The following is a 23,004-nucleotide window of genomic DNA, read 5'->3' as shown; positions in this document are numbered from 1 at the left end:
GACACTACCGGCCTCGCTTAGCTTGTTAAGCTTTTGAGTGAAGGCGCAAAAACTCCAGCGCCTCTTTCTCACTAAAAAAAGTTTGCTGAAAAGGAGCCAAGTACCACACCTGCATCCCCGTGGTCTCTCGATCCAAGGGGACCAATTCTCGCTCCCAGTGATCAACTTCGAAATAGTTCAAAATAAGGTGATGACTGGATTCAAGTGACAAGGTAAACGCAGCATCATCAGCTACCTCAAGTAACAGCGTGTAAACCCCAGCAACTGGGATATCAAAACTCAATTTTTTACCCTGTTGACGCAATTGGCTGGATGCCAAACGGATGTCTGAGGTTTGTATATCTTTAAACTGAAAGTCGTAATGTCCTGGGGTTAATAGCAACACCATTGCGTAGCAATTATCCCCCTGATAATCCATCCGCGAAGCTTGATTCCAGTCATGCAGACCGGCTAATAACAACGGTTTTTTCAAGGGCCCCAATGCAGGTTTGGTAGCGCGGCTATAAAAAATAAAATGTTGCGGAACTGAAACACTAAGAGGCTCGTAAAGGTGATATTGCGCAAAGGTCTCACGTAATTGATAACGACTCTTCAAGGCATTGAGTATGTCTGAACTAAACCTCGCTTTGGCGTAAGCTGGCACGTTATCGAGGTCAAACAATAAAACCGCCCCCGCATAACGACGATCGAGTAACGATTCGACAACTGGCGAAGGATCCCATAGGCCTTGCCCTGCTAATTGCGTCATAATAAATGGTTGAAAACTTAAGGGCTGGCCTGCAACCGAGAGCAAGGTCATGTCCTCAGATATTACCTCCCCAGTGCGACTACGAAGCCAATCAACGACTCGATCTAACTGCTGTTGATGCGCCACTTCATTTCGAATATTTCGCTCCCCCATTGCCACTTTAAGACTTCTATAACTTGGTTTGAATTGACCGTGATATTTCAAACTATGAAAAGTTGTGACCGCGACAGCGAACATCAGCATCACGACTAAACCAGCCTTAGAGGCAATAAGCTGCGATTGGCGAATGATAATCAGCAGAACCAGTCCAAAGGCAATGCAAGCAAGCGCAAGAAACTCAATGTAATAGTTAAAATTAGAACCCACTTTACCAATTGAAAGCGCGGTTAAAAATGCAATCCCAAGGTAGATGATTATCAGTAAAATACGCGGGTCGAGCTGACTTCTCAGTGCTCGATATAACCAAAATGTTAACAACAACAAACTCGCGACTAAATATAGCCAATTGTCTCGAACCATTAGCCCGAGATACTTAGCGACATCCGACCAATAAAAATTATTTTTGTTCGCAATCACTAAATTTTGCCATGCTCCCCCCTCGCTGTTCCATACCAGGAGAGCCAAACCACTCGCGCCTAAAATTCCTATAGCGATGCTAAAACGGAATCCGTCTTGGCGCGATTTCAACAGAAGGTAAAGAGCAACAGCCATCGGTGCGGCTAAAGTCGATTGCTTAGTAAATGCAGCCAAACAAAACCACAAGATAGCCACCCAAAGCCCATCTTGTTTTGGATCACGCCAGATAAACCAAGCCAATCCACAGAGCGTTAATAGCAACGCGAGCATGTCTACCCGCATCAGCGCGGCCCACATATATACGTAGTCCAATCCTAGAAATGCAGCCCCACTCAGCATCGCGACAAATAGCCGTGTTTTTTTAGAAATATCTAGATTATTCGACAAACTGAATACACAACAGGCGATGACCGCCGCAGCACCCCAGGTACTCATAAATGACACCAGCCGTCCCGCTTGTAAAAACGACCCAACGAACGGAGTGAGCGCAAGAGAAAAGTAATGAAAAACAGGAGGGTAGTTGGCCACCGTATAGGGAGCTTGCGAAAAGTCATGATAAATATTAAGCCCCTGCCCCAGTAAAATAGTCTGAGACAAAATTGGCCCTTCCCCATAATCAAGCTCATAGGGGTAGGCAAGCGCTAACATCCCATCTTTCAACAAAATATAAGCATCAAAAAGTAAACTTCCAGATAGCAATGCTAAAAAAAAAGCACCGGCCCAAAACCGTAATCTAAAGCCGCGCATATAACCGAACCTTTTCGAATTTAAGATAAGCATTCATAAACCATTCGAGAATGGCATCCATAAATAAAAACTAACTAAACACAGACAAATAAATAAACGCAGGTTGCAAATAACAATAAAAACAATAAAAACAATAAAAACAATAAAAACAATAAAAACAATAAAAACAATAAAAACAATAGCAAAATAACAAACTTATTACAGATGAAATTAACAAATACACAAGAATAAAAAATAAAATAGCGTTGAAAACGCTTTAGCAAAGTACAAAATAAACATGAAAACGATTTCCTGACTTTATTATTAATAATAACGTAGACACTAAATCAAAGTTAACTTAGAATCCGTCACCAGTAACATAAACCAAATAAATACATTAGTGATACTCATATAATATGAATATCACTAAGAAAGAATCACACCTCTAGTTATATATTTATATATTAAATACTGGTGAAAATGGATTTAAGATCGACGACAGGGATAGATAAGAAACAATGAAAATAGGATATTTTGCAAGCATAGCGCTGCTAATTTTTATGAGCCCATTATCTATTGCAAACAATAATATCTATAAGGATATTTCGGACCCCAATAGATCGCCTGAAGACGAGTTTATCTACTTTGTTCTACTAGACCGCTTTGCAAATGGAAATCCAGATAACGATAACGCTTATATTAAAGGTTCTCGCAGCGAACATGGTTTTGATCCAAGCAACGAAGACTACTACCATGGCGGTGACCTCCAAGGACTGAGTGAGCATTTAGATTATCTAGAAAATTTAGGCGTTACTGCGCTGTGGTTGAGTCCTGTGTTCAAAAACCACACTATCAGAGTTAACTCAGACTTAGTTGAATCAGCCTCCTATCACGGCTATTGGGTCGAAGACTATCTCAATGTAGACCCTCATTTAGGTACCAATGACGAGCTCAAATCACTGATTGAAAATGCTCACGCAAGAGGGATTAAAATATATCTAGACCTGGTACTCAACCATACGTTTGATGCCATCAAGTTTCGAGAATGTCATGATGAACAAGGAGCATTTGCAAATCCGCCTTTTGTAATAAACCATGGCAATACACAAGTAAATTATTACGACTGCACATATCGCGGGCCAGATTCCGCCCACCCTTATACCCCCTTTCTACCTGAGCCATACAAATCTATCAAACACCCAGCCTGGCTAAACGATATCAGTAATTACCACAACTATGGTGATACTAATCACGCTGGTGAAAGCGCTCTGCTTGGGGATTTCAATGGTGGCGATGACTTAAATACCAGCAAACCAGAAGTGATCAACGGACTGATTGATATCACAAAGTTTTGGATGAAGAACTTCAATATCGATGGATTTCGAGTCGATACGGTTAAAAATATCGAAATCGAATTTTGGCAAACCTGGAATAATGAGATCCAGTCATACGCCAAACAACTGGGTAAACCCAACTTTTTTATTTTTGGCGAAGCTTTTGATTACAGTGCAGCGGGTCGTAGCAAGTATTTAAAAGCCGGGCATTTCCCCTCTTTACTCGATTTTGGTATCCAAGGTACCATTCGCAGTGTGTTTTCAAAGCATGAATCGCCGGAACAACTTGACTCACTATTTTTGAATGATGACTTCTATATCACGCCAAATACCCAAACCAATACCTTGGCGAATTTCATTGGAAACCACGACATTGGCCGATTTGCATATTTTGTTGGCTTAGAAAACAAGGGCATCTCAGCGCAAGAGCAACTCAAGCGAGTAGAAGTCGCCAATGCCTTTATGTTTTTTGCTCGAGGGATACCAACCCTATATTACGGCGATGAACAGGGTTTTGTTGGCACAGGGCCTGATAAAGAGTCACGTGTCGATATGTTCAAAACCAAGACTCAAAGCTATGCCACAACCCCACTACTTGGCACCAACAAGACCGCCGCAGACTCAAACTTTGATTATAACCATCCGCTATTTAAAAGTATTCGAGCTTACGCCCAGTTATATAAAAATGAACCCGCGCTACGACGTGGAGCAATGTATCCCTTGTATCACGATAGTGATGGTCCCGGTATTTACGCCTTCTCTCGAGTGTTAAAACAAGAGAGTATCGATTATCTCATCGTATTTAATTCCGCCACAACAGAGAAACAAGTCTCACTGCCAGTAAGCCGTCCCAGTTACCAATTACTACTGACAAATAGCAAGCTGAATGAAGCCATGAAGCCAGACCAGAACGGGAAACTGAACTTACATCTACCAGGGCTCAGCTTCGCCGTATATAAGGCCGAGCAAACCGTCCCTTCGGCCCCCAACACCGCAACAGTAAAGTTTGACACCCCTATTAAAACTGAAGTTCTCAGTGGTCAAGTTCAGCTCAAAGTCAGCCTGGATGGCCTCACCACCCCCCTACAAAGCAGTGCCGTTCGTTTTTATGTAAATACCGGTGATGGGTTTCATTTTATCGGCACTGATACCGCACCACCTTATCGCTTGTTCTGGGATGCATCGCATACCAACAACGGTGCTCAAGTCACATTCAAAGCCATCGCCGAACTCAACAACCGAGAAATAGAAGTAAGCACATCCAATCTGGTTGATAGTCGCTTACCTTCTCCAATTACTCTGTACTACCAAAACGGCAATGCACGTGACTCACTGTTTATCATTGATGATCATGGACAACTCGCAACCGAAAAGGCTAATGCAAAGCAGGGTGCCCACTACGTTTGGCATGACAACGTCAAAACTATCGGCTTGTTCCCAGCCACTCGCAACCATCATCAATTCAGGTTCGATCGGCCAATCTTTATTAATCGTTCACAATTACTTCAGTATTCAACAGAGGATCCTGACGGCAGTCTTAAGGCGACGCTCTTCATCGACAATAATGGCGACATTTCTCAGCACAAGCAAACGAGCAACAATAAGCCGCAAAGACTCAAGTTTTCAGCGGATCCTACAAGCCAGTTTACTGACTTAACTTTCTTCCTAAGGGGGTCCATGAACGGATGGGGTTTAGCCGATGAAATGATAAACCAAGGCAATGGACAGTATTCGGTGAGCAAAATGCTTGATAAAGGAACCATAGAATTCAAATTTGCCGACCAGAGTTGGACCAAAATGAACGTAGGACTTCCTTTCGCAGAACAAGGTTTATCGAATTCAGAAGTATCGGAGAATATATTTAGTTCAATAGATAAGCGCCAATTATATAACTTTTACTACTTTGCCTATGATGACATTAAGTTCCATTTATTACTGCCTGATCCAGGACCATTCGGGCAGACAATTCAGCTATACAGTGATCTTTGGCATGATCAAGGCGCCAAGAGTCTTCGCTATATGGGGGACAACTTCTACCAATTAAACTTCTCCACATTAAAACCAGGCTTGTATCAGATGGGCGAACATTCAAATCCATTATCCTCCGAGCACTCGAGCACAATCCAACTGAAGCCAAATGTTCGAACGCCAATTAATAATTTCCAGTCTTTAGTACTGGATATTCCGGCCGCAGCCAATTACAGCATCCGATTTAACTACCAAAATGGTGGTCCTACGATTGCCGTGATGACACAACAAAATAAAAGTATTGATTATGGTCCCCTTAACAAAAACGTTTTTGTTCGCGGCAGCATGAATGCTTGGGAGACAACCATTCCCTTAAATTACGGAGGAGACCTTATTTACCGTGGTCTGTTATTCCTAAAACAGGGAAATTATGAGTTTAAAGTTTCCGACAACAATTGGAGCACAGCGGTCAACATTGGAACTCAGCCTACCGGAAATCATACGCTGCAACTCGCTCAGGAAAAAACCTTATACAATGGTTCTGATAGCGAGAATATTAAAACCCAAATTAAGCAAACCGGTACCTACAACTTTACCCTCAATGCATCAAACCCCAGCCTCCCGACCTTAGTCATCGAAGAATCGAATAAATTCATCATTCATTACTATTTGCCAAATAAGCAGCAATGGGACATTCAAATATTGGATTCCGGCGACAATACACAAGGCTCGGAAATCTGGTATATCGACCAATTACAGCAATACTTTGAAACCCAAGAAGAAGCAATGACCGCCTTAAACAATATTCACTAATGGAGTCTATCAATGAAAAAAATATCTTTAATTTTGTGCGTATTTACCATTTATTGTGGCAGCTCAACTGCATATGCCGATTGTAACCCGGCTTCAGGGACAAAAGCCGCTTGCCAACAGATCCAAGAAAACGAAGCGATTAAAGGCGCGGCCAAGAAAAACATTCTTGAAATGTTAAAAAGTAAACCCAAAAAACAATAGTTGGAAGTAGCACTATGGCAGCCAATCCTCACCGAGGGGCGGGTTTCGCTTGAGTGCTTTTTCAGCCCTATGTTATTTATTGAGGTAAAGCTGGCCATGTGTCATCGAGTTGAACCATGGCAGCGCTAAATAATCAATCACCAGCCATCCGCTCAAAGCGATTTACGTTTGGTTACACCCCATTTGCTTAACGAACCAAATGCTATACCTCAGACTTCAATTAACTATTTTTGTCTCCCGCGAAAATTAAATACAAACAGCACTCTCTATTCTGCAATGGCCAAACCTCAGCGAGGCCTTTTAATTAGACTCGCTAAGAAGCTGGCCAAATGCAGTGGTTTACGTCCACTGAGTTGTTTTATTTGATAAGCACAGCCAAAGCCATTACTGATAATCGTCGCCTCGGTTTGCTGGGCCAGTGCAGGAAGCAGACCTTGCGCAGCCATGGCATGAGCCTGATCGATGTGTTCCGACTCTAAGCCAAAGGTACCTGCCATACCGCAGCAAGTGGACTCGATCATCTTAAACTGTAGGCCTGCTACTAAGCGCAATACTCGACGCATCGATTTCATAGCGCCTACCGCCTTTTGATGACAGTGACCATGCACCAGCAGCGGCTTTGATTGCGGTTCAGCAACCAGCTTTAAGGCGAAATCAGCCATCAGACTTTCGCGAGCTAAAAACTCTTCAAAAAGCAGCGCTTTTTTAGCGGTTTTTTCAGCCGCCTCCCCCAAACCAAGTGTTAAGAATTCATCCCGTAACATCAGTAGCGATGAGGGCTCTAAACCGATAATCGGGCGCTCAAAATGCACATGGACCGCCAGTGCTTCCAACAAGTAGCTGGCCTGTTGACGAGCGCTATCAATCAAGCCTTTACTGAACAAAGTTCGACCCGAATCCAAAACCCTATCGGCTTGCGACTCCGGATGAACCAGCCACACCACATAACCGGCGCTACGCAATACGTGCAAGGCGTCATCAGCCTGTTTGGGGTGAAATAATGCAGTAAAAGGGTCAATCCATAACACCACCGAACGCGGAGGTCGATCGCTCAATGACTGATAGGGATAGTAAACTCGTTTTTCTGGAGCAAAGCGTCGAGTCGCCAGCTCAGGCAAGGCGATACGCGCGCTAATACCCAGCCAATGATCGCTAAGTTTCGCAAGATAAGCAGCCCGATTACGCAAACCAATCAACTTCCCCAACCACCGATGCCGATAGAGCAACTGGGGCAGATGCGCAAATAGCCAATCGCGCCGCGACAACGGCTGTTGCACCAACTTTTGAGCCAGATATTCGGCCTTAATTTGTGCCATGTCGAGGTTACTCTCACACTCGCGCTTGCAGCCCTTACACGCCACGCAACTATCCATCGATTGATCTAAAGCGGCCATTAACTGAGGCTCTGGTTCACAAGCCAGATCACGATTCAAATATTGCTTAAGTAGCCGAACTCTCCCTCCAGGAGACTGCTCTGGATCCTGAGTGATCCGAAAACTAGGACACATCACACCACGTTGATTACGCTCACAATGACCGCTGCCAATGCAAACCGCCACCGCTTTAGCAAAATCACCACCCTGCTTAGGGATCCCAGCATAGGCATCACCCATGCCTTGCTCTGCAAAAGCTGACCAATCCAGTTTATTATCCATTGATGCGACGCTCGTGTGTTGTCATAGTTAAAGAGCGTTATCAAGAAGTATGCCTAGAGGAATCAGGGGGTAGCCCGCCATTTAGCCCTTGGCAAGCGAGCTTTGTCGTTTGTCATACCCACAATTGAAGGTCAATGTCACAATCCAGACACATCGCAAAAATGAGTACCACTGTCGCTAAGCCTAGCCGCTGAAATAAGCGGCCTCTGGATCCAGAGGCCGTGAAGTAAACTATTTAAACGTGGAAATTCGCCAATAATTTTTTAATGCTATTGCTAAGATCATTCAGTTGCTCACTGGCTAACTGCACATTTTCTGCATTAGAGGTAATTTCATTAGACAAGGAAAATATTTCAGTTACGTTGCGACTCACATCAGAAGCAACCATATTTTGCTCATCCGATGCGGCAGCTATTTGCAAGTTCATATCATTAATTTGATTAATATTCTCGAGTATCTCTTCTAGAGTTTGGTTCGCCAGTTGTGACTCTTCAATGGTTGATTGAAGCGCCTCTTGACTGGATAGCATTGAACCGCTTGCGTTAGAAGAGGCTGCTTGTAACTCTTCAATAATCCGTTCTATTTCGATGGTAGATTCCTGAGTACGTTGTGCGAGATTACGAACCTCGTCGGCGACCACCGCGAACCCCCGACCTTGCTCGCCCGCACGGGCTGCTTCAATCGCCGCATTAAGCGCTAATAGATTGGTTTGCTCTGCAATGCCCTTAATCACGTCGAGCACCGAACCAATGGTGTCACTTTGAGTACTCACATGAGTAATTTTATCGGCAGTTGCGGTCATTTCATCATTCAGTTGGTTAATTTGCGAAGCAGTATTTAGCACCATTTGGTCGCCTTTTTTTGCCAATTCCGAACAACTTCGCGTATGTTCGGCGGTTTTGTTGGCACTTTTGGCGACTTCATTAGTCGCTGATGACATCTCATTCAAAGCCGTTGCAGCTTGTTCTGTTTCAGATAATTGGCGCTGAATGGCGGCTAGGTTATTACTGGCAGAATCTTTGATGCCAGAAGAGGTGGTAGCCAGTTCCGTGGCATTATCGACCACATTGCCAATCAAGCCCTGCAACTGCTCAATAAAATGATTAAAGTTTGTGGCTAGCTGTCCTACTTCGTCATCGCGTTTCACTTCCAATCTTTTGGTTAAATCTCCGCCCCCCGCCGCGATGGTGGCTAAGGCATCCGCGACCACCTTAATCGGACCAACCACAAATTTAGACAACGTAAACCAACTGGTGGCTTGTAAAGTAATTAACAAGACAACCGCAATCGCCACAAAAGTAAATTTGACCATGTTAAGCAAGGCATCATTGCTATCGGTTCTAAAGGTCACTGCCAGCTTACCGATCGGATCGTTACCACTCCAAACTACCTCGACATCTTGGCTCACCAGTGCCGAGCTATCGGGAGTGGGGCCACTTTCGGTCACTTCGGCCAATAACTTACCACGATGGTCAAAAGCAGTGATCGAATGAATAATTGGATCATCAATAAAACCTGCGGAAATATCCCGAATAAGATCTTTATCATAAGAGAAAATCGGCTCACGCAGAACAATACTGAAGGTCTTTTTCAGTCCAGAGATCTCTTGCGCTTCGACTCGCTCAAAATAATTGATTGCGAGGGAATAACTCACTGAAAAGACAATAAGCATCACCACAAGCGAGGTGCTTGAGAGCATCAGCATCGACTTATGAGTAATTGATTTCATCACTTACCTTCCTATAATTTATTAATATCAAGCCAAAACTCAGGACGATCCGTTGGCGTGTCTTGGTGCATGTAAGGATTGTCGATATGGATCCGGATCCGCGGACCTAAGTTCGCTTGTTCGAGCACCGCTTTGATCATTGGATGGTTAAAAAATAGCGTATCGAAGCTGCCATCCTCGATTGCCATTTCAAAACCTTTATAAATCAAATCATGTAATTGCTGGTTGTTTTTGCCTACATAGAAATACATCGCGAAGGGATAGATCAGCATCAAATTTTTTTCTACCGTTAAGTTAAGCTCTTGATGGCCTTTCACCTCACTCCAAGGTTCATGCACGGCTCGCGGGAAATAGTCATAGCGCCCCCCTTCAAGCATTGGGAACAAATTATTATATTTGATGGTGGTAACGGTAGGGATATTGGCGGTTTTAAGCACCTGAGTATCCCCCCAGAAGGTGCCTTGACCAGCTTTTAATTGTTTTAAATCACTTAAGTTTTTAATGTTATCAAAGCGATGCTGGTCGCCATTACGAATAATAAAAATCCGATGTCCGAGTAAACCCTTCAATACTGGAATACGTACCACCCGCATCTGTTCTTCATTGGCCGTAGAGGCCCCGCCCCAAATTACATCAATATTGCCAGCGATCACTTCATTAATTAACCGACTTTCGGTCATCTCTTCATTGGCTTGATTAAAACTGAGCTCCGGTGAAGATTTACTTAGCGCTAGTTTTAATATGCTAAAGATTAATAGCTCCTTATCACCCTCAACTTTTTTGACGTTTATCTGCTTGGCGACAACCAAAGGGCTCAGCAAGATCATCAGAGAAAGGGCAATTGCCGATAAAACTTTATTGTTCATATGAGGACTCTCTATCTAGCCATTTTATGCTAATAACCTAAACTAACGATTGAGTTGCTATTTTATATATAGCAGATCCGCGATGTTTTGCTGCAATCGTGCGGGTTTAATCGTGCAAAATCACAAACTAAATGCTCCATTTGTCTTCAAGATCAACTGTCGCTTCCTTAGAACTCTGCCTATTTATTTACAATAACAGCTCACTCGCTTATTAGGCAGAGTCCATCAACATAGACCAAGCGCACCAAAAAAAACCGAAGAATAATCAATCCGCAACAAACAAAATATCCAACTTAAGTGTCAAATGCTATTGAAACTATTTTGTTAAAAATAATCCTCATTTTAAAATCAACAAATTTAATTTGTAACTCAATAAAAAATTATTTCTTAATCGAAGAACAAGATATTTATACTTTTTAGATAGAGTTCGTGATGAAAATGGTATCGTGATTATTGCTGGTAATACCTGCGGGATGAATAAGCTTATTTTCCAGATAAACCGATGTAAACACCATACTTTTAATTGTGAAGTTACCGGATTGATAAATAATAGCTACCGACGGCCATTTTACCGAGAGTGATTGGATATCTCTATTTTATCAATGCCAATGATTACTGCTCGCGCACAGAGTCCTTATTAAATTGGGAGCAATACCGAACGATTCGCTTTGATTTGAGTGTCACTTATTAACGTTCAAAGTAGGTGTTGTCAGAATAGTCATATAACCAATGCGGACAGTAGACCACCATCAACGTCACCGCCATGCCATTCAGTAAGGCTTCAGGGAAACCCAATAATGGAATAATTAACAAGTAGTTCTGGTTCAAGAAATCCCAGCTGTAGTCTTTACTCAACCACAGCCAAACCGACCATGCCAGAATATGAAAGATGATCGACAAAAAGGCATTCAAAAATGCCCCACAAAAAATATAAACGAACAAGTGATGGGGTAAATACTTAAATACCTGACTATACACGGCAAAACATAAAAAAGTCGGTAAGGCGACCACCAACAAGCCATAAATAGCAAAATCGAAGGGCTGTTTTAACATCAATGTGGCGAAAAACATCGTAGGCAACATCGCCATCACCGTGGCCATTCGCCAACCATACATCAACATTAGGGTGACTAAGCCCAGAAAATGAACATGGATCCCCTCAGTCACACTCCCGTCGAGTAACCACAATCCATTCATCGCCGTCAGCACGAGCAATAACTTGGTTTGCTTATTACCATCCTTGAGCAAGGCCTCAATGGCCTTGGCTGGCCATATAGCCCATAACCATAGCGCTAAGAGTAACATGGCAAACAACTGCCCTTGATTGCAACTCCAATCGATTTGCACAAAGCGTTGTAGCAAAAATTCCTTCATTGCTCAGGCCTCTGAAAAACCATCTTGGTTCGTGATATTTTATTTATAGACTACCACGACTTGAGTATTGCACCGTGATCAACCAAACCATGACTAGCCAACGAACTCAGAGAGGAGTCAAATTCACCCTCAGTACCCCATAAGCTACTAATCTTTCACGTAATAACTGAAACATAAATTAAATAAAAGTGAAATATATATCCATTAGCATCGCGACGTAATTAATCGACCAAATGGATAACCAACACATGAAGTTCAGCAGTAGTAACAAACCGCTCTTTAAGCTCAGCACTATCGCACTTGCTGTGAGTTTACTCTCCGCCTGTAATAATGACAGCGACACAGCAGTAACCATCACCGAACCAGCTCAGCCTCGAGGTGTGGGTTTCGAACAATATGTGGCTATCCCCGATGTAAGCGATCCACTCCCCAGTGTTGCCTATATTCCACGCAGCGATGGTAATGGCCGTTTCACCCTCAGCAGCAATCCGATCAATACTTTATTGAGTGGGATTAACGATGTATGGAAAGGAACCACCGATCATTGGCAGGAATATGCTAAAGATTACACCGATGCAGACAATGGTTACAAAGCCGGTGATGGCCCCAATCCGCACAATGCAGCCAATGGTCAGCCGAGTGATTATGTAGCCGCGGGTAGCGAAATTAAAGACCCGGCCACCTGGCAAGCCAACATCAAATATGTAGTGGATGTTACTGCTCAGCGTACCGAACAACAAACGCTCTACGCCTTCTTAGATGATATTCGCAGTAAAAACTACAGCACTATCGATGGTTTTGGCCCACTCACCGAAGACTACGCGGCAAACTCAGGTGCTTTTGCCAGTTTTCAAGAGATCTTAGTCAGCGATGTCACCGACAATACTCGTTACAAGCCTGGCGACAACGATAGCTTTTCCACCTATGGTGGACTTGCCGACTCAACCTTAGGCGATGTGGTCAAGCTCGCCCAACTGTTTAGAAATTCTTACGCGTCCACCAGCGGCCCTAAATACCTATTTGGCACGCCGCGTCCCTGGCGCATGAATGACCAAGGAGAAACGGACTTCATCGCCGTGGAAACCTTTAGCTGTATTGATGGCAGCAGTGCCAGCCGAGCCAACGCCGATTACCGAATTGACAAGTACACTACCAGTGTCAAGGTGATCCCAGGCCTGTTCTGTGCCCGTCGTGCCCACTCGAGCAGCCATGAAGCCGACTCTTTATATACCCCTACCACCGAAAACCGTCGTAAAGATAACGGCTACCCCAGTGGTCACACGAATGCCGGTATTCTGGCCTCTTTAGCCTATGCCTACGCCTTGCCCGAGCGTTTTGATGCGCTGGTTGCCCGTGGCTCGGACTTGGGTGAAAACCGCATCTTAGCCGGTATGCACTCTCCGATTGATGTGATTGGTGGACGAGTACAAGCGATGATGATCGCAAGCTTTGCCTTAAATACTCAACCAGATGTTGCCGCGGCAGCCTTTAACAAAACACGAGACTACTTCGGCGGCAAAGCCACCGCTGCCAGCATGAGCCTTTATGACTATGCAAATCAAACCGTCACCAACGAAGGAAGCTTCAAAAACGATGACGGTACCCTCAACGTGAATGTATTTAACAACAACCGCTACCGCGATCATCAGGCCCTAAAAGACGCCTACACCTTCCGCCTCACCTATGGCCTACCGCAAACCGGCACCAAAGGACTAGCACCAATCGTTCCGGAAGGCGCCGAAGCCTTATTGGCCACCCGCCAACCTTACTTGAGTGATGCACAACGCCGCGCAGTACTCGCCAGCACCGAAGTCGATTCAGGCTACCCAATGTTGGATAAAACCAATGGCTGGGGACGTATCAACCTGGTTGCTGCCGCCGATGGTTATGGTGCCTTTGATGGCGATGTGCATGTCACCATGGTTCGCAGCGAAGGTGGTTTCGCCGCGCAAGACTGGTGGCGCAACAACATTAGTGGCGAAGGCATGCTCAGCAAAGATGGTACAGGCCAACTCAACCTAAGCGGTAATAACAGCTATAGCGGCGGAACTTTGTTACTTGGCGGAGTATTAACAGCGCAATCACCAACAGCCTTTGGTCAGGGCGACCTCTACCTCAGCAGTGGTGAAGTTCAGGTAGATAGCCGTGGCGCGCTGGAAATTGACGGTGACTTTACTCAAAAATCGGGGGTGCTTAAACTGGTACTCGACGCCGATGCCGAGCAAATCAAGATTGCGGGTGTCGCTTATGTTAATCAAGGCAATATCCAGCTTGAAGCCGGCCAACAAGCGCTTAAAGCAGGAGACAGCTTTACCCTCATCAACGCTGCCAAAGGCCTGAAAGGTGAATACGCCACGGCAAGCTTAGCCGGGCACTCGGTCACCCTGGAATACACCGCTAATTCTGTGATTGCCCACATTAATGAGTAATGCTCAGCAACCAAGTATAGAAAAATAGAAAAAGGCCCCGAGAGGGGCCTTTTTTATTGCGAAGATAAACCTTGTCACTTGGCTTAAAGGCTCGCAGGCAAGCTTAACTCTTGTCCACCGCCGCCGCATAACCACCCAAACGTGAGGTTTTCACGCCTAAACGCACCAAACTTTCACATAGTGAGATCGCACAGGACACCCCATCGAGTACCGGTAAACCATATTTGTTGGCAAGCGTTTCGGCCAAGTCAGTCATTCCGGCACAGCCCAATACGATGGCTTCGGCACGCTCCTGCGCGATGGCTTGCTCTATCTCTGAACAGATCTTGGCGAAGGCCTGCGGATTCGCTTGCTCCAGCTCCAGCACCGCCACTTCCGAAGAACGAACCTTAGCGCATTTTCGTTCCATCCCATATTTCAACAAGTTATGTTCCAGTGCCGGTACCGAGCGCGCCAAAGTCGTCACCACCGAGAATTTATTGGCCAGCATCGAGGCCACATGAGTGGCTGCCTCACCGATCCCCAACACCGGTTTATCGGTGACACAACGCAGGGCGTCGAGGCCAGTATCATCAAAACAGGCAATCACGATGGCGTCATAATTCACCACCGTTTGGATCGCCGCCAACATCCCCGGCACACTCATCGCCTCATCATAGTAACCTTCGATGGAGGCAGGGCCCTGCAGCGAATGCACCGCCAGCACATCGGTGCCCGGTGCGGCCACCAGTCGGGCAGAGGCGGCAATTTTTTCGGTCATCGCCGCCGAGGTATTTGGATTCACTAGCAAAATTCGCATCGCGTTTACACCTCGCCCCCCAGATAAGCGGCTTTCACTCGCTGATCATGGATCAATTCTCGGGAAGCACCCTCCAATACCACCGAGCCGGTTGATAAGGCGTAGGTGCGATTGGATATCGACATCGCCATACGACTATTTTGCTCCACCAGCAACACACTTACCTCCTGATCGCGGGAAATAGCAACAATCGAGCGGGCAATGTCCTGAACCAGCTTCGGCGCAATCCCCAGGCTGGGTTCGTCGAGTAATAACAACTTCGGTTTCGCCATCAGGGCGCGTCCGATCACCATCATCTGCTGCTCGCCGCCAGACAGGGTACTGGCCTGCTGATGATAGCGCTCGCGCAGGCGCGGAAAACGCTCTAAAACACTCTCCAGCGTCTCGGCGATGCCCGCCTTGTCACTGCGAGTAAATGCGCCCATCAGCAAATTATCTTTAATCGACATCAACGGAAATACCCGCCGCCCTTCCGGTACCATGGCAATCCCCTTTTTCACGATCTCGGCGGCGGCAGTGCCATCGAGGCGCTCCCCGCAATAATTAATCGACCCTGAGTGAATGGCAGATAAACCGGTAATCGCCCGTAAAATCGACGACTTGCCGGCACCATTGGCCCCAATTAAAGCCACCGTTTCCCCTTGCTGAAGATTCAAACTGACTCCCTTCAGGGCATATACGTGGTCGTAATACAGTTCTACATTATCCAAACGCAGTATTTCGCTCATAGTTTACATCCCGATCGCGGCGTCTTCAGAGCCCAAATAGGCCTCGATGACTTTGGGGTTATTTTGAATCTCAGAAGGGGTGCCTTCAGCGATTTTCTGGCCAAAGTTAATCACAATCAGCCGATCTGAAATCTTCATCACCGCTGGCATGTCATGCTCGACCAGCAACACCGTCACCTGGCGCTCATCTCGCAGTCGTTTCACCAACGTCACCATTTTCATGGTTTCGTCGTGATTCATCCCTGCAAAAGGTTCGTCGAGCAATAACACCGCCGGATCGGTGGCCAGGCCAATCGCCATGCCCAACGCTCGAAGGTGGCCCTGAGGCAGGTTGGAGGCCAGTTCATCCGCAATCGCCTGCATTTCCAGAAATTCGATAAGATTATCTGCCGATTCACCGAAGTTGCGCTCGTCGGCACGGGCTGCCCTAGTGCCGAAAAAGAACCCCAGCAAGGAAGCTTTAGAGCGCAGATGATGGGCGGCAATAATGTTCTCGCGCACCGTCATTGACCGAAACACCGTGGTTTCCTGAAAGGTGCGCACAATGCCCTTACGCGCCACAATATGCGGCGCGAGATTATTGACTCGCTGCCCCCTGAACAAGACCTCGCCACTACTGGTGTTCAGGAACGATGAGATCAGCTGGAACAGGGTCGACTTCCCCGCGCCGTTGGGGCCAATCACCGATAGGATCTCGCCCTCCGCCACCGAGAAGCTAATATTGTTAACCGCAGTTAAACCACCAAAACGCTTGGTCACAGCGCGCAATTCGAGTAAGGCTGTCATGAGCGCTCCTTATTTCGTTCCAGCAGGCTCAGCACGCCGTTGGGCAGCGCCAACATCAAAATAATCAACAAGCTAGAGAAAATCAGCATTTGATACTTACCCGCGGTAAACAACAGATCCCAGCCAAAATACAGCATCAAGGTGCCGAGCATCGGGCCAAACACATAAGCCAAGCCGCCCAAAAAACAATTCAGCATGAAGTTCACGCTGTCGGCGACCTGGAATGACGAAGGATAAACCGACTGCGAAATTGCCACAAAACTGGCACCCGCGATCCCGCCAAAGCAAGAGGAGATGGCATAGGTCACCACACGTAAGTAGGCGGTATTCACCCCTATCGAGGCCGATAGCTCTTCGTTTTGCTGGAGCGAACGGCACAGATGACCCAGCCGAGAATTCACCAAACGCCACACCACTCCATAGGCGACGATCATCATGCTCACAGCCATCAAATAAAAAGCCAGCTTGGGATTTTTCAGGCTGGAAAAATCGGGGATCAATCTGAATCCGAAGATCTCCAGCGCCTGAGGCAGCGGAATGGAAGTAATCCCCTTCGCTCCCTGAGTCACCGGAAGCGCCAGGGCGGTGAGTCGCATCACCTCAGTCAACACCAGCGTGACCATAGCAAAATAGACGCCACGCAATCTTAAGATCGGCAAACCAATGCATACCGACAGCAGCGCGCAAAAGATGCCCGCCAGCGGCAGGGTGAGCCAGAAATTAAGCTCAAACTGTGTCACCAGGATCGCCGAAACATAACCCCCAGCCAGTGCATAAGCGCCCTGGCCGATATTGATCCGACCAATCGAGAAGGTTAACCATACTCCTGCCGAGGCAATGGATAGCAGTGCCACCGAAGTGAGCGTGTAATAAAAATCACTGCGGCCACTGAGCATGATCAGCAAGGGCACCAATAAATAAACCGCGACCAGAAATAGCGCCACGTTCAATACTGTTTTTCTATTCATTTGCTTAGCCCCAAGGTTTGCCCATCAGCCCCTGCGGGCGAATGGCTAAAAAGACCATCAAAGAGACAAATATCACCAAGTAGGTAATATCACCATATTCCGAAAGCACCGATAGGCCGACACTCTCTAACATGCCAAGAATAAATCCGCCGGCTATCGCCCCCGAAATCACCCCCGCTCCGCCAATCATGATCATCATGAAGGCTTTAATGGACGCCGGTCCGCCCATACCAAGATTAATCCCGGTAATGGTCACCAGTAAGCCGCCCACCACACCAGCAAGACTGGCGCCCAGCGCAAAACCAATCATCTGATAGCGGTCCACATCCACCCCCATCAACTGAGCGGCCACCTTATCTTGAGCCAGCGCTCGCATGGCTCGCCCCGGCTTTGAATACTGCATTAATAAAATGAAAACCACGATCATGGCGATGGCAATCAGGCCTATCACAATCCGGTCATAGGGCATAATCACTCGAAAATCCCAGTTGAAAACACCCTCTACAATTTTCGGGACGCCACGCTGCTTCTCACCAAAACTCAGCAGGATCACCGCATCCAGAAAAAACGCAATACCGGCCGCCAGTAACATCGAACTCTCGTCTCGTTTGGATTTTTTAATCACTGGTCTAAATAAGTATTTTTCGATCAGCGCTCCCACCACAGCTAGCGTCAGCGCCGATAAGATCAAGCCCACCAAGAATGGCAACTGAAATTGCACCACGATGGTATAGGTGACAAATCCGCCTAATACATACATCTGTCCGTGGGCGAAATTGAGTACATTCATCAGCGAGAAAATTAGGGTAAGTCCTAAGGCAATCAGTGCGTACTGCGCCCCAAGGTAGAGACCATTTACAATAATCTGTTCCATAACCAAGCCTTCACAAAGCAAACTTATAAAGCGCCTGATCGCTCCTGCAAGCGACCAGGCATCGGCAGCCTAAAGCGCTGCCAGCAAGCAACTAGTCGACATTGGCGACAAATAAGGTCTCAAATTTGCCATCACGATAGACATTCACCACCAGCGGCACCGACACTTGACGCTTTTGACCAAAAGACGACATGCCGACATAACTCAACTTGGCATCACCCACCATATAAGGGTTGGGCGCCTCAAAGGTATCCATGGTGGTTTGAAAAGCCGCCACATCGTCAATCGCGCGAGGATTGGCTTTCAGCGTTTCAAGAATGTACTCCAGGGCATAAACTTTGGTATTTGACTCGTCATTATATTCACCAAATTTCTTGGTGTAGCGCGCGACAAATTCACGCATGGCATCAGAGGCCAACTCAGGTGTCGATGCGCCCCCCACCGAGATAAAGCCATCGGCCAGCTTGCCGGCACCTTCTTGGAGTACGTTGGCATCTTGCGCCGTTTCGGTGGAGATCAGGCCGCTGTAACCTAACTCACGTGCCGAGCGGATCAACTGCGGTGCGTTGGCCGGAGAGACTCCCGATAATACCAATAAGTCTGGACGAGATTTAATCACTGGCAATAACACCGGGGTAAAGTCGGTGGTATCCACCTGGTAAGTCACGTTGCTTGAGACCACGTCCAGGCCCAGGGCTTTGGCTGCCGCAACCCCACCGTTTCTTTGACTCAGCGGATCGGACTCATTGGCAGCCACAAAGGCGACCTTTTTTACGCCCTTTTGTTTCATCAGGTAGGCATAAATAGCGGGCCCCGACTGATAGTTCGCCACCATGCCCAAGACCGCATTTGACGCCGGTTTGGTATATAAAGATTTGGGGAAGGCATAGGGAAAATACATAATGCCCTTTTGCTCGGCCACCGGTCTAACCGCTGCTGCGCCGTCATCCACGTTTGGTCCCACCACATAGTGAATGCCTTCCTGCGCCATTTTCTCCATACCGGCAATCGAGCGTTTTGGATCTTTTTGATCATCGAAGGCAACAATTTCGATATCGTAGGTCGTATCACCGATGGTGACGCCGCCGGTTTCATTGAGCCAATCGGCGCGTGTCTCCATGGAACGTTGGTTAGAAATCCCCCAGGCAGCCGCCGGACCGGAGGTCACCCCAACAAAGCCAACTTTAAGCACCGGATTGGCGGCAAAAGCAAAGGTAGAACAAGTTATACTGATAGCACTGGCTAACAGGCCATACTTTATAAAATTGCGATATTGCATTGGATGATCTCCTTTAAAGCACACATTTATGCTTCTCACTGAACAGCAAATAAAAAATGATTGGTTTCGTTTTCCTTGAAACTCATGGATCGTTAACCACAAATAATACATTGTTAACAATACACGCTTCGCATCGTTAACAAGCAAGGCTTATGCCATGCACTGGTTAAGCCGTTCATTTTTTACGCAATAGCGCTAGCAGCCCTGTTTTGTTGGGGATCGCGCGAACCGGCCTCCTCTCGGGCAACAAAACAATGCAGGCTAATTCAGTGAAATGTCGTAAGATATGAATGAAAATAGTGCAGCGTGGTTTAAAATGTTGCACCGCTTGAATCGCCAGGAAGGTTAACAATTATCCATGAATGACAATAAAATCGCCGATAGCGCCGAAGAAGAAATGATTGTAGAGCGCATTTATGAAGCCTTAATCGACCAGCGCCTGGCGCCCGGCACCAAATTGGCAGAGTCTGAACTGTGTAAGGCCTTTAGCGTGGGGCGCATGCGAGTACGGCGGGCATTATTAACCCTGGCCAATCGCCAGCTGGTGGTGCTGCAACCCAATAAGGGCGCCTTTGTCGCCAGCCCTACCACAAAACAGGCCCAAGATGTATTCGAAGCCCGTTTAGCCATCGAGCCCAGTATCATGCGTTTAGCTGTCCAGCGAGCCCAGCCCGGCGACTTTGAGCGCTTAAGCCAGCACCTCGAACAGGAATCTGTGGCGCATGCCGCAGGCGATCGACGTAAAGCCATCACGCTTTCGGGGCAGTTTCATATTAGCTTGGCTCAGGTGGCAGATAATGCGGTGATGCTGCGTCTGGTGAAAGATTTAGTCACTCAGTCTTCGTTAATTATTGGTATGTTTGGGGCGGTCGGCATGAGTAATTGCCGCGATGATGAACACTTGCAAATTGTGCAGGCGATGCGTGCTAAGGATGAAGCGCTGGCGGTGCAGTTAATGCAGCAACATATCGATCACATCAAAGCCAATATCAACCTGACCAGTCGGCCTGATCATCGCCCCGATCTCGCCAGTCTTTTTTCAAATTAGTGTACCCAGCCCATGATTAAGGGGCTGGGTAGGCAACAGATGCTGCGAGTGGTTCTTCGCGAACTAGCCAGCGCATCACTGTTACCCACCAGCCACGCGGTCCTCAGCCGATAAAGCTTAAGAAAGCATGAGTGATGGGGATGTTTGCTCGCTAGGCTGAAGTGGGCGCTGAAAAATGTGCGGCCAGGGCCGCAATATGCTCCGGCCCAATGCCGCAACATCCGCCAATCAGCGAAGCGCCCTGGGCTTGCCACTTCTCCGCCCAGCCAAGATAAGCCGAAGGCGATAGATCTTCGCGCAACTCATCTAAGCCGTCATTCGCCGTCGCGTCTTTAGGTTGCGGCGGGAAGGCATTCGCGTAAGCACCTAAGCGGATGCTCTGCTCCGGATGGGCAGCTAACTCGGCCTGGGCCACCTGCAAGGCTGCTTCAATAATTTCGGGCTGACAACAATTGAATAAGATTGCTTCAATCCCCAAGCCAAACATCGCTTTCACCGCTGCCTGCACCGTTTCACCGGAACGCAGACAAGGTTCGGCGGTCGGCTCTGCATCTTCCAGGGTAAAAGATACCCAAATAGGCTTTTGCTCAGCGCTAAGCTGTTGAATAAGTTGAGTCACCGATTGAGTTTCTTCAATCAGACTCTGCGTTTCCAGCAACCAAAGGTCCACATACTCGGCTAAGCCACGAATTATCGGGGTCGCCACCGTCTCAACCTGCTCTGCACAGAATAAATCGGCTCGATAAGAGCCAAATAAAGGAGGAATAGAACCCGCCACCGCGCAAGTCGATTGAGCCTGCTCTACCGCTTGGCGAGCCACCTCACCTGAGCGCTGTACCAACTCGAGTCCTTGTTCGATGAAACGCTGCTCGCCAATATGAAAGGGCACCAAAGCATAACTATTGGTGGTAATAACTTGCGAACCGGCTTCGATAAAGGCCTGGTGTACCTGTTGCACCATGTCTGGCGCTTCAATCATCGCCAGAGCAGACCATTCGGGCTGACGAAACGGCGCCCCACGTTTAGCTAATTCGCGGCCCATGCCGCCGTCGAGGATGGTGATGCTAGTTTGCGACATTAATTTTTCTCTTTAACTGTCTTTAAGATTTCAAAATTCTACCGATCTGGATGTATAGATGTCCATAAATAACAAAAACAATCTCAAGATTTTCTCAATCGCTGTCTCTGCGAAGGGAAGCTTTTGTGGGAGCGGCGCGTGACAACGGTGAAAACATCGCGAATGTCTGAAATAACAAGACGAAGGAAGCACTCAAGATAGGCGGTGATCTAGGCGAACAAGAATGAAGCGATCATTAGTTAGATTGGTATTAAAGCAAACAGCAGCTCAACAGTCCCATAAAAAAACCAGACAAGCTTGGCTTGTCTGGTTGATTCACAGAGCTTGGCAAAGCAATTACTCAGCTGAAGCTCACGCGACGCAAGAGAGTCTACTAATGAAAACTTACACTCAAGGAGATCAAATCATTATTGTCGGAACCAAAATAACCGCGGTCCCAACCAATGCCAACGGCCCAACGCCGTGCAACTTTCCATTCAACACCCGCACCAAGCAAGACATCAACGCCACTTGAATGACTGGTATTGATTAAATCATTACTTGCATTCACCTTGGTCTTCCAAAAATAAGGGCCAACCCGACCATAAACCGACATGTTATTCACCACTCGGTAAGATGGCCGCCAAGTTAGCGCGAATCCTCTCGCAGAATGTGGGAAATTGTCATTCAGTGCTGCTTGTAGCTCATCTGGATCCACCATGTCACCACTGATAGTCCCCTGAATGTCACCAAAGTCGACATAACCAAGCTCCACACTATGGTGAGCAGACCATTGATAAGCCAACCAAGCACTCAAACCTAAGCGACTATCATCAAAATCAGACACCTGAACATCTTGCCCTGCTTGACTCAAGCCTCGGTTTATCTCAGACACATCGCTATTACTGAATACCCGCCCTGCTCCAAGGGTTAGTTTCCAAGGACTGCCCTCATCATAACTGGCGGCTTGCACCGAGCCCATCCAAGCGATGATCGCCAAAATACATCCATAGACGAATCGTTTTTTCATTCTCAAAAATATCCTT

General features: G+C 46.9%; 17 protein-coding genes. 4 read left to right on the top strand and 13 right to left on the bottom strand.

Annotated elements, in window-relative coordinates; translation table 11 throughout:
* Window positions 1–25: 25 nt before the first annotated feature.
* On the bottom strand, window positions 26–2,071 hold the full coding sequence (locus tag ACRRS0_RS01025; protein WP_432455061.1) for a hypothetical protein: 2,046 nt from the start codon (window positions 2,069–2,071) through the stop codon (window positions 26–28).
* Between the two features lie 539 nt (window positions 2,072–2,610).
* On the opposite strand from ACRRS0_RS01025, the gene ACRRS0_RS01020 reads away from it, so the two are divergent.
* Together ACRRS0_RS01020 and ACRRS0_RS01015 are read left to right on the top strand one after the other, a co-directional pair.
* On the top strand, window positions 2,611–6,165 hold the full coding sequence (locus tag ACRRS0_RS01020; RefSeq protein WP_432455062.1) for an alpha-amylase family glycosyl hydrolase: 3,555 nt from the start codon (window positions 2,611–2,613) through the stop codon (window positions 6,163–6,165).
* A gap of 12 nt (window positions 6,166–6,177) precedes the next feature.
* Window positions 6,178–6,366, top strand: coding sequence for a hypothetical protein (locus ACRRS0_RS01015; protein WP_432455063.1), 189 nt, complete (start codon window positions 6,178–6,180; stop codon window positions 6,364–6,366).
* Between the two features lie 287 nt (window positions 6,367–6,653).
* Here the strand turns inward: ACRRS0_RS01015 and ACRRS0_RS01010 are convergent, their stop codons facing one another.
* From ACRRS0_RS01010 to ACRRS0_RS00995, 4 genes are all read right to left on the bottom strand, one after another.
* Window positions 6,654–8,021, bottom strand: a complete 1,368-nt coding sequence (locus tag ACRRS0_RS01010) for a (Fe-S)-binding protein (RefSeq protein WP_432455064.1) — start codon at window positions 8,019–8,021, stop codon at window positions 6,654–6,656.
* A 235-nt stretch (window positions 8,022–8,256) separates the two neighbouring features.
* A complete protein-coding gene (locus ACRRS0_RS01005; RefSeq protein WP_432456117.1) occupies window positions 8,257–9,750 on the bottom strand; it encodes a methyl-accepting chemotaxis protein in 1,494 nt (497 codons plus the stop codon).
* An 11-nt stretch (window positions 9,751–9,761) separates the two neighbouring features.
* Window positions 9,762–10,616 (bottom strand): substrate-binding periplasmic protein, encoded by an 855-nt coding sequence (locus ACRRS0_RS01000; protein ID WP_432455065.1) that lies wholly within the window; start codon window positions 10,614–10,616, stop codon window positions 9,762–9,764.
* Window positions 10,617–11,303: 687 nt separating this feature from the next.
* Window positions 11,304–11,990 (bottom strand): hypothetical protein, encoded by a 687-nt coding sequence (locus ACRRS0_RS00995; protein ID WP_432455066.1) that lies wholly within the window; start codon window positions 11,988–11,990, stop codon window positions 11,304–11,306.
* 248 nt (window positions 11,991–12,238) lie between these two features.
* On the opposite strand from ACRRS0_RS00995, the gene ACRRS0_RS00990 reads away from it, so the two are divergent.
* Window positions 12,239–14,419 (top strand): phosphatase PAP2 family protein, encoded by a 2,181-nt coding sequence (locus ACRRS0_RS00990; RefSeq protein WP_432455067.1) that lies wholly within the window; start codon window positions 12,239–12,241, stop codon window positions 14,417–14,419.
* Window positions 14,420–14,522: 103 nt separating this feature from the next.
* Here ACRRS0_RS00990 and ACRRS0_RS00985 read toward each other — a convergent pair whose 3' ends face one another.
* The 6 genes from ACRRS0_RS00985 to ACRRS0_RS00960 all read right to left on the bottom strand — a co-directional run bounded on the left by ACRRS0_RS00985 (window position 14,523) and on the right by ACRRS0_RS00960 (window position 19,853).
* On the bottom strand, window positions 14,523–15,218 hold the full coding sequence (locus ACRRS0_RS00985; protein ID WP_432455068.1) for an aspartate/glutamate racemase family protein: 696 nt from the start codon (window positions 15,216–15,218) through the stop codon (window positions 14,523–14,525).
* Between the two features lie 5 nt (window positions 15,219–15,223).
* Window positions 15,224–15,946: an ABC transporter ATP-binding protein gene (locus tag ACRRS0_RS00980; RefSeq protein ID WP_432455069.1), complete on the bottom strand. Its 723-nt coding sequence runs from the start codon at window positions 15,944–15,946 to the stop codon at window positions 15,224–15,226.
* Window positions 15,947–15,949: 3 nt separating this feature from the next.
* A complete protein-coding gene (locus ACRRS0_RS00975) occupies window positions 15,950–16,732 on the bottom strand; it encodes an ABC transporter ATP-binding protein (protein WP_432455070.1) in 783 nt (260 codons plus the stop codon).
* The gene (locus ACRRS0_RS00970; RefSeq protein ID WP_432455071.1) at window positions 16,729–17,700 is read right to left on the bottom strand and encodes a branched-chain amino acid ABC transporter permease; all 972 of its coding nucleotides are present in this window, start codon (window positions 17,698–17,700) and stop codon (window positions 16,729–16,731) included. Before ACRRS0_RS00970 ends, ACRRS0_RS00975 begins: the two co-directional genes overlap by 4 nt.
* 4 nt (window positions 17,701–17,704) lie before the next feature.
* Complete coding sequence (locus ACRRS0_RS00965) at window positions 17,705–18,574, bottom strand: branched-chain amino acid ABC transporter permease (protein WP_432455072.1); 870 nt, start codon at window positions 18,572–18,574, stop codon at window positions 17,705–17,707.
* Between the two features lie 91 nt (window positions 18,575–18,665).
* Entirely contained in the window at window positions 18,666–19,853 is a 1,188-nt protein-coding gene (locus ACRRS0_RS00960) for an ABC transporter substrate-binding protein (RefSeq protein WP_432455073.1), read from the bottom strand.
* 358 nt (window positions 19,854–20,211) lie between these two features.
* Here ACRRS0_RS00960 and ACRRS0_RS00955 point away from each other — a divergent pair, with 358 nt between their 5' ends.
* Entirely contained in the window at window positions 20,212–20,901 is a 690-nt protein-coding gene (locus ACRRS0_RS00955) for a GntR family transcriptional regulator (RefSeq protein WP_432455074.1), read from the top strand.
* A 151-nt stretch (window positions 20,902–21,052) separates the two neighbouring features.
* Here ACRRS0_RS00955 and ACRRS0_RS00950 read toward each other — a convergent pair whose 3' ends face one another.
* Together ACRRS0_RS00950 and ACRRS0_RS00945 are read right to left on the bottom strand one after the other, a co-directional pair.
* Complete coding sequence (locus tag ACRRS0_RS00950) at window positions 21,053–21,979, bottom strand: homocysteine S-methyltransferase family protein (RefSeq protein WP_432455075.1); 927 nt, start codon at window positions 21,977–21,979, stop codon at window positions 21,053–21,055.
* A gap of 373 nt (window positions 21,980–22,352) precedes the next feature.
* Window positions 22,353–22,988, bottom strand: a complete 636-nt coding sequence (locus tag ACRRS0_RS00945) for an outer membrane beta-barrel protein (protein WP_432455076.1) — start codon at window positions 22,986–22,988, stop codon at window positions 22,353–22,355.
* Between the last annotated feature and the right edge of the window lie 16 nt (window positions 22,989–23,004).

Origin of the sequence: Agarivorans sp. QJM3NY_29 (assembly GCF_050870835.2) — a bacterium.
In the GTDB taxonomy this organism is placed as follows: Bacteria; Pseudomonadota; Gammaproteobacteria; order Enterobacterales; family Celerinatantimonadaceae; genus Agarivorans.
Note: the sequence above shows the minus strand (reverse complement) of the source record. Positions and strands in the feature narration are given on the sequence as shown.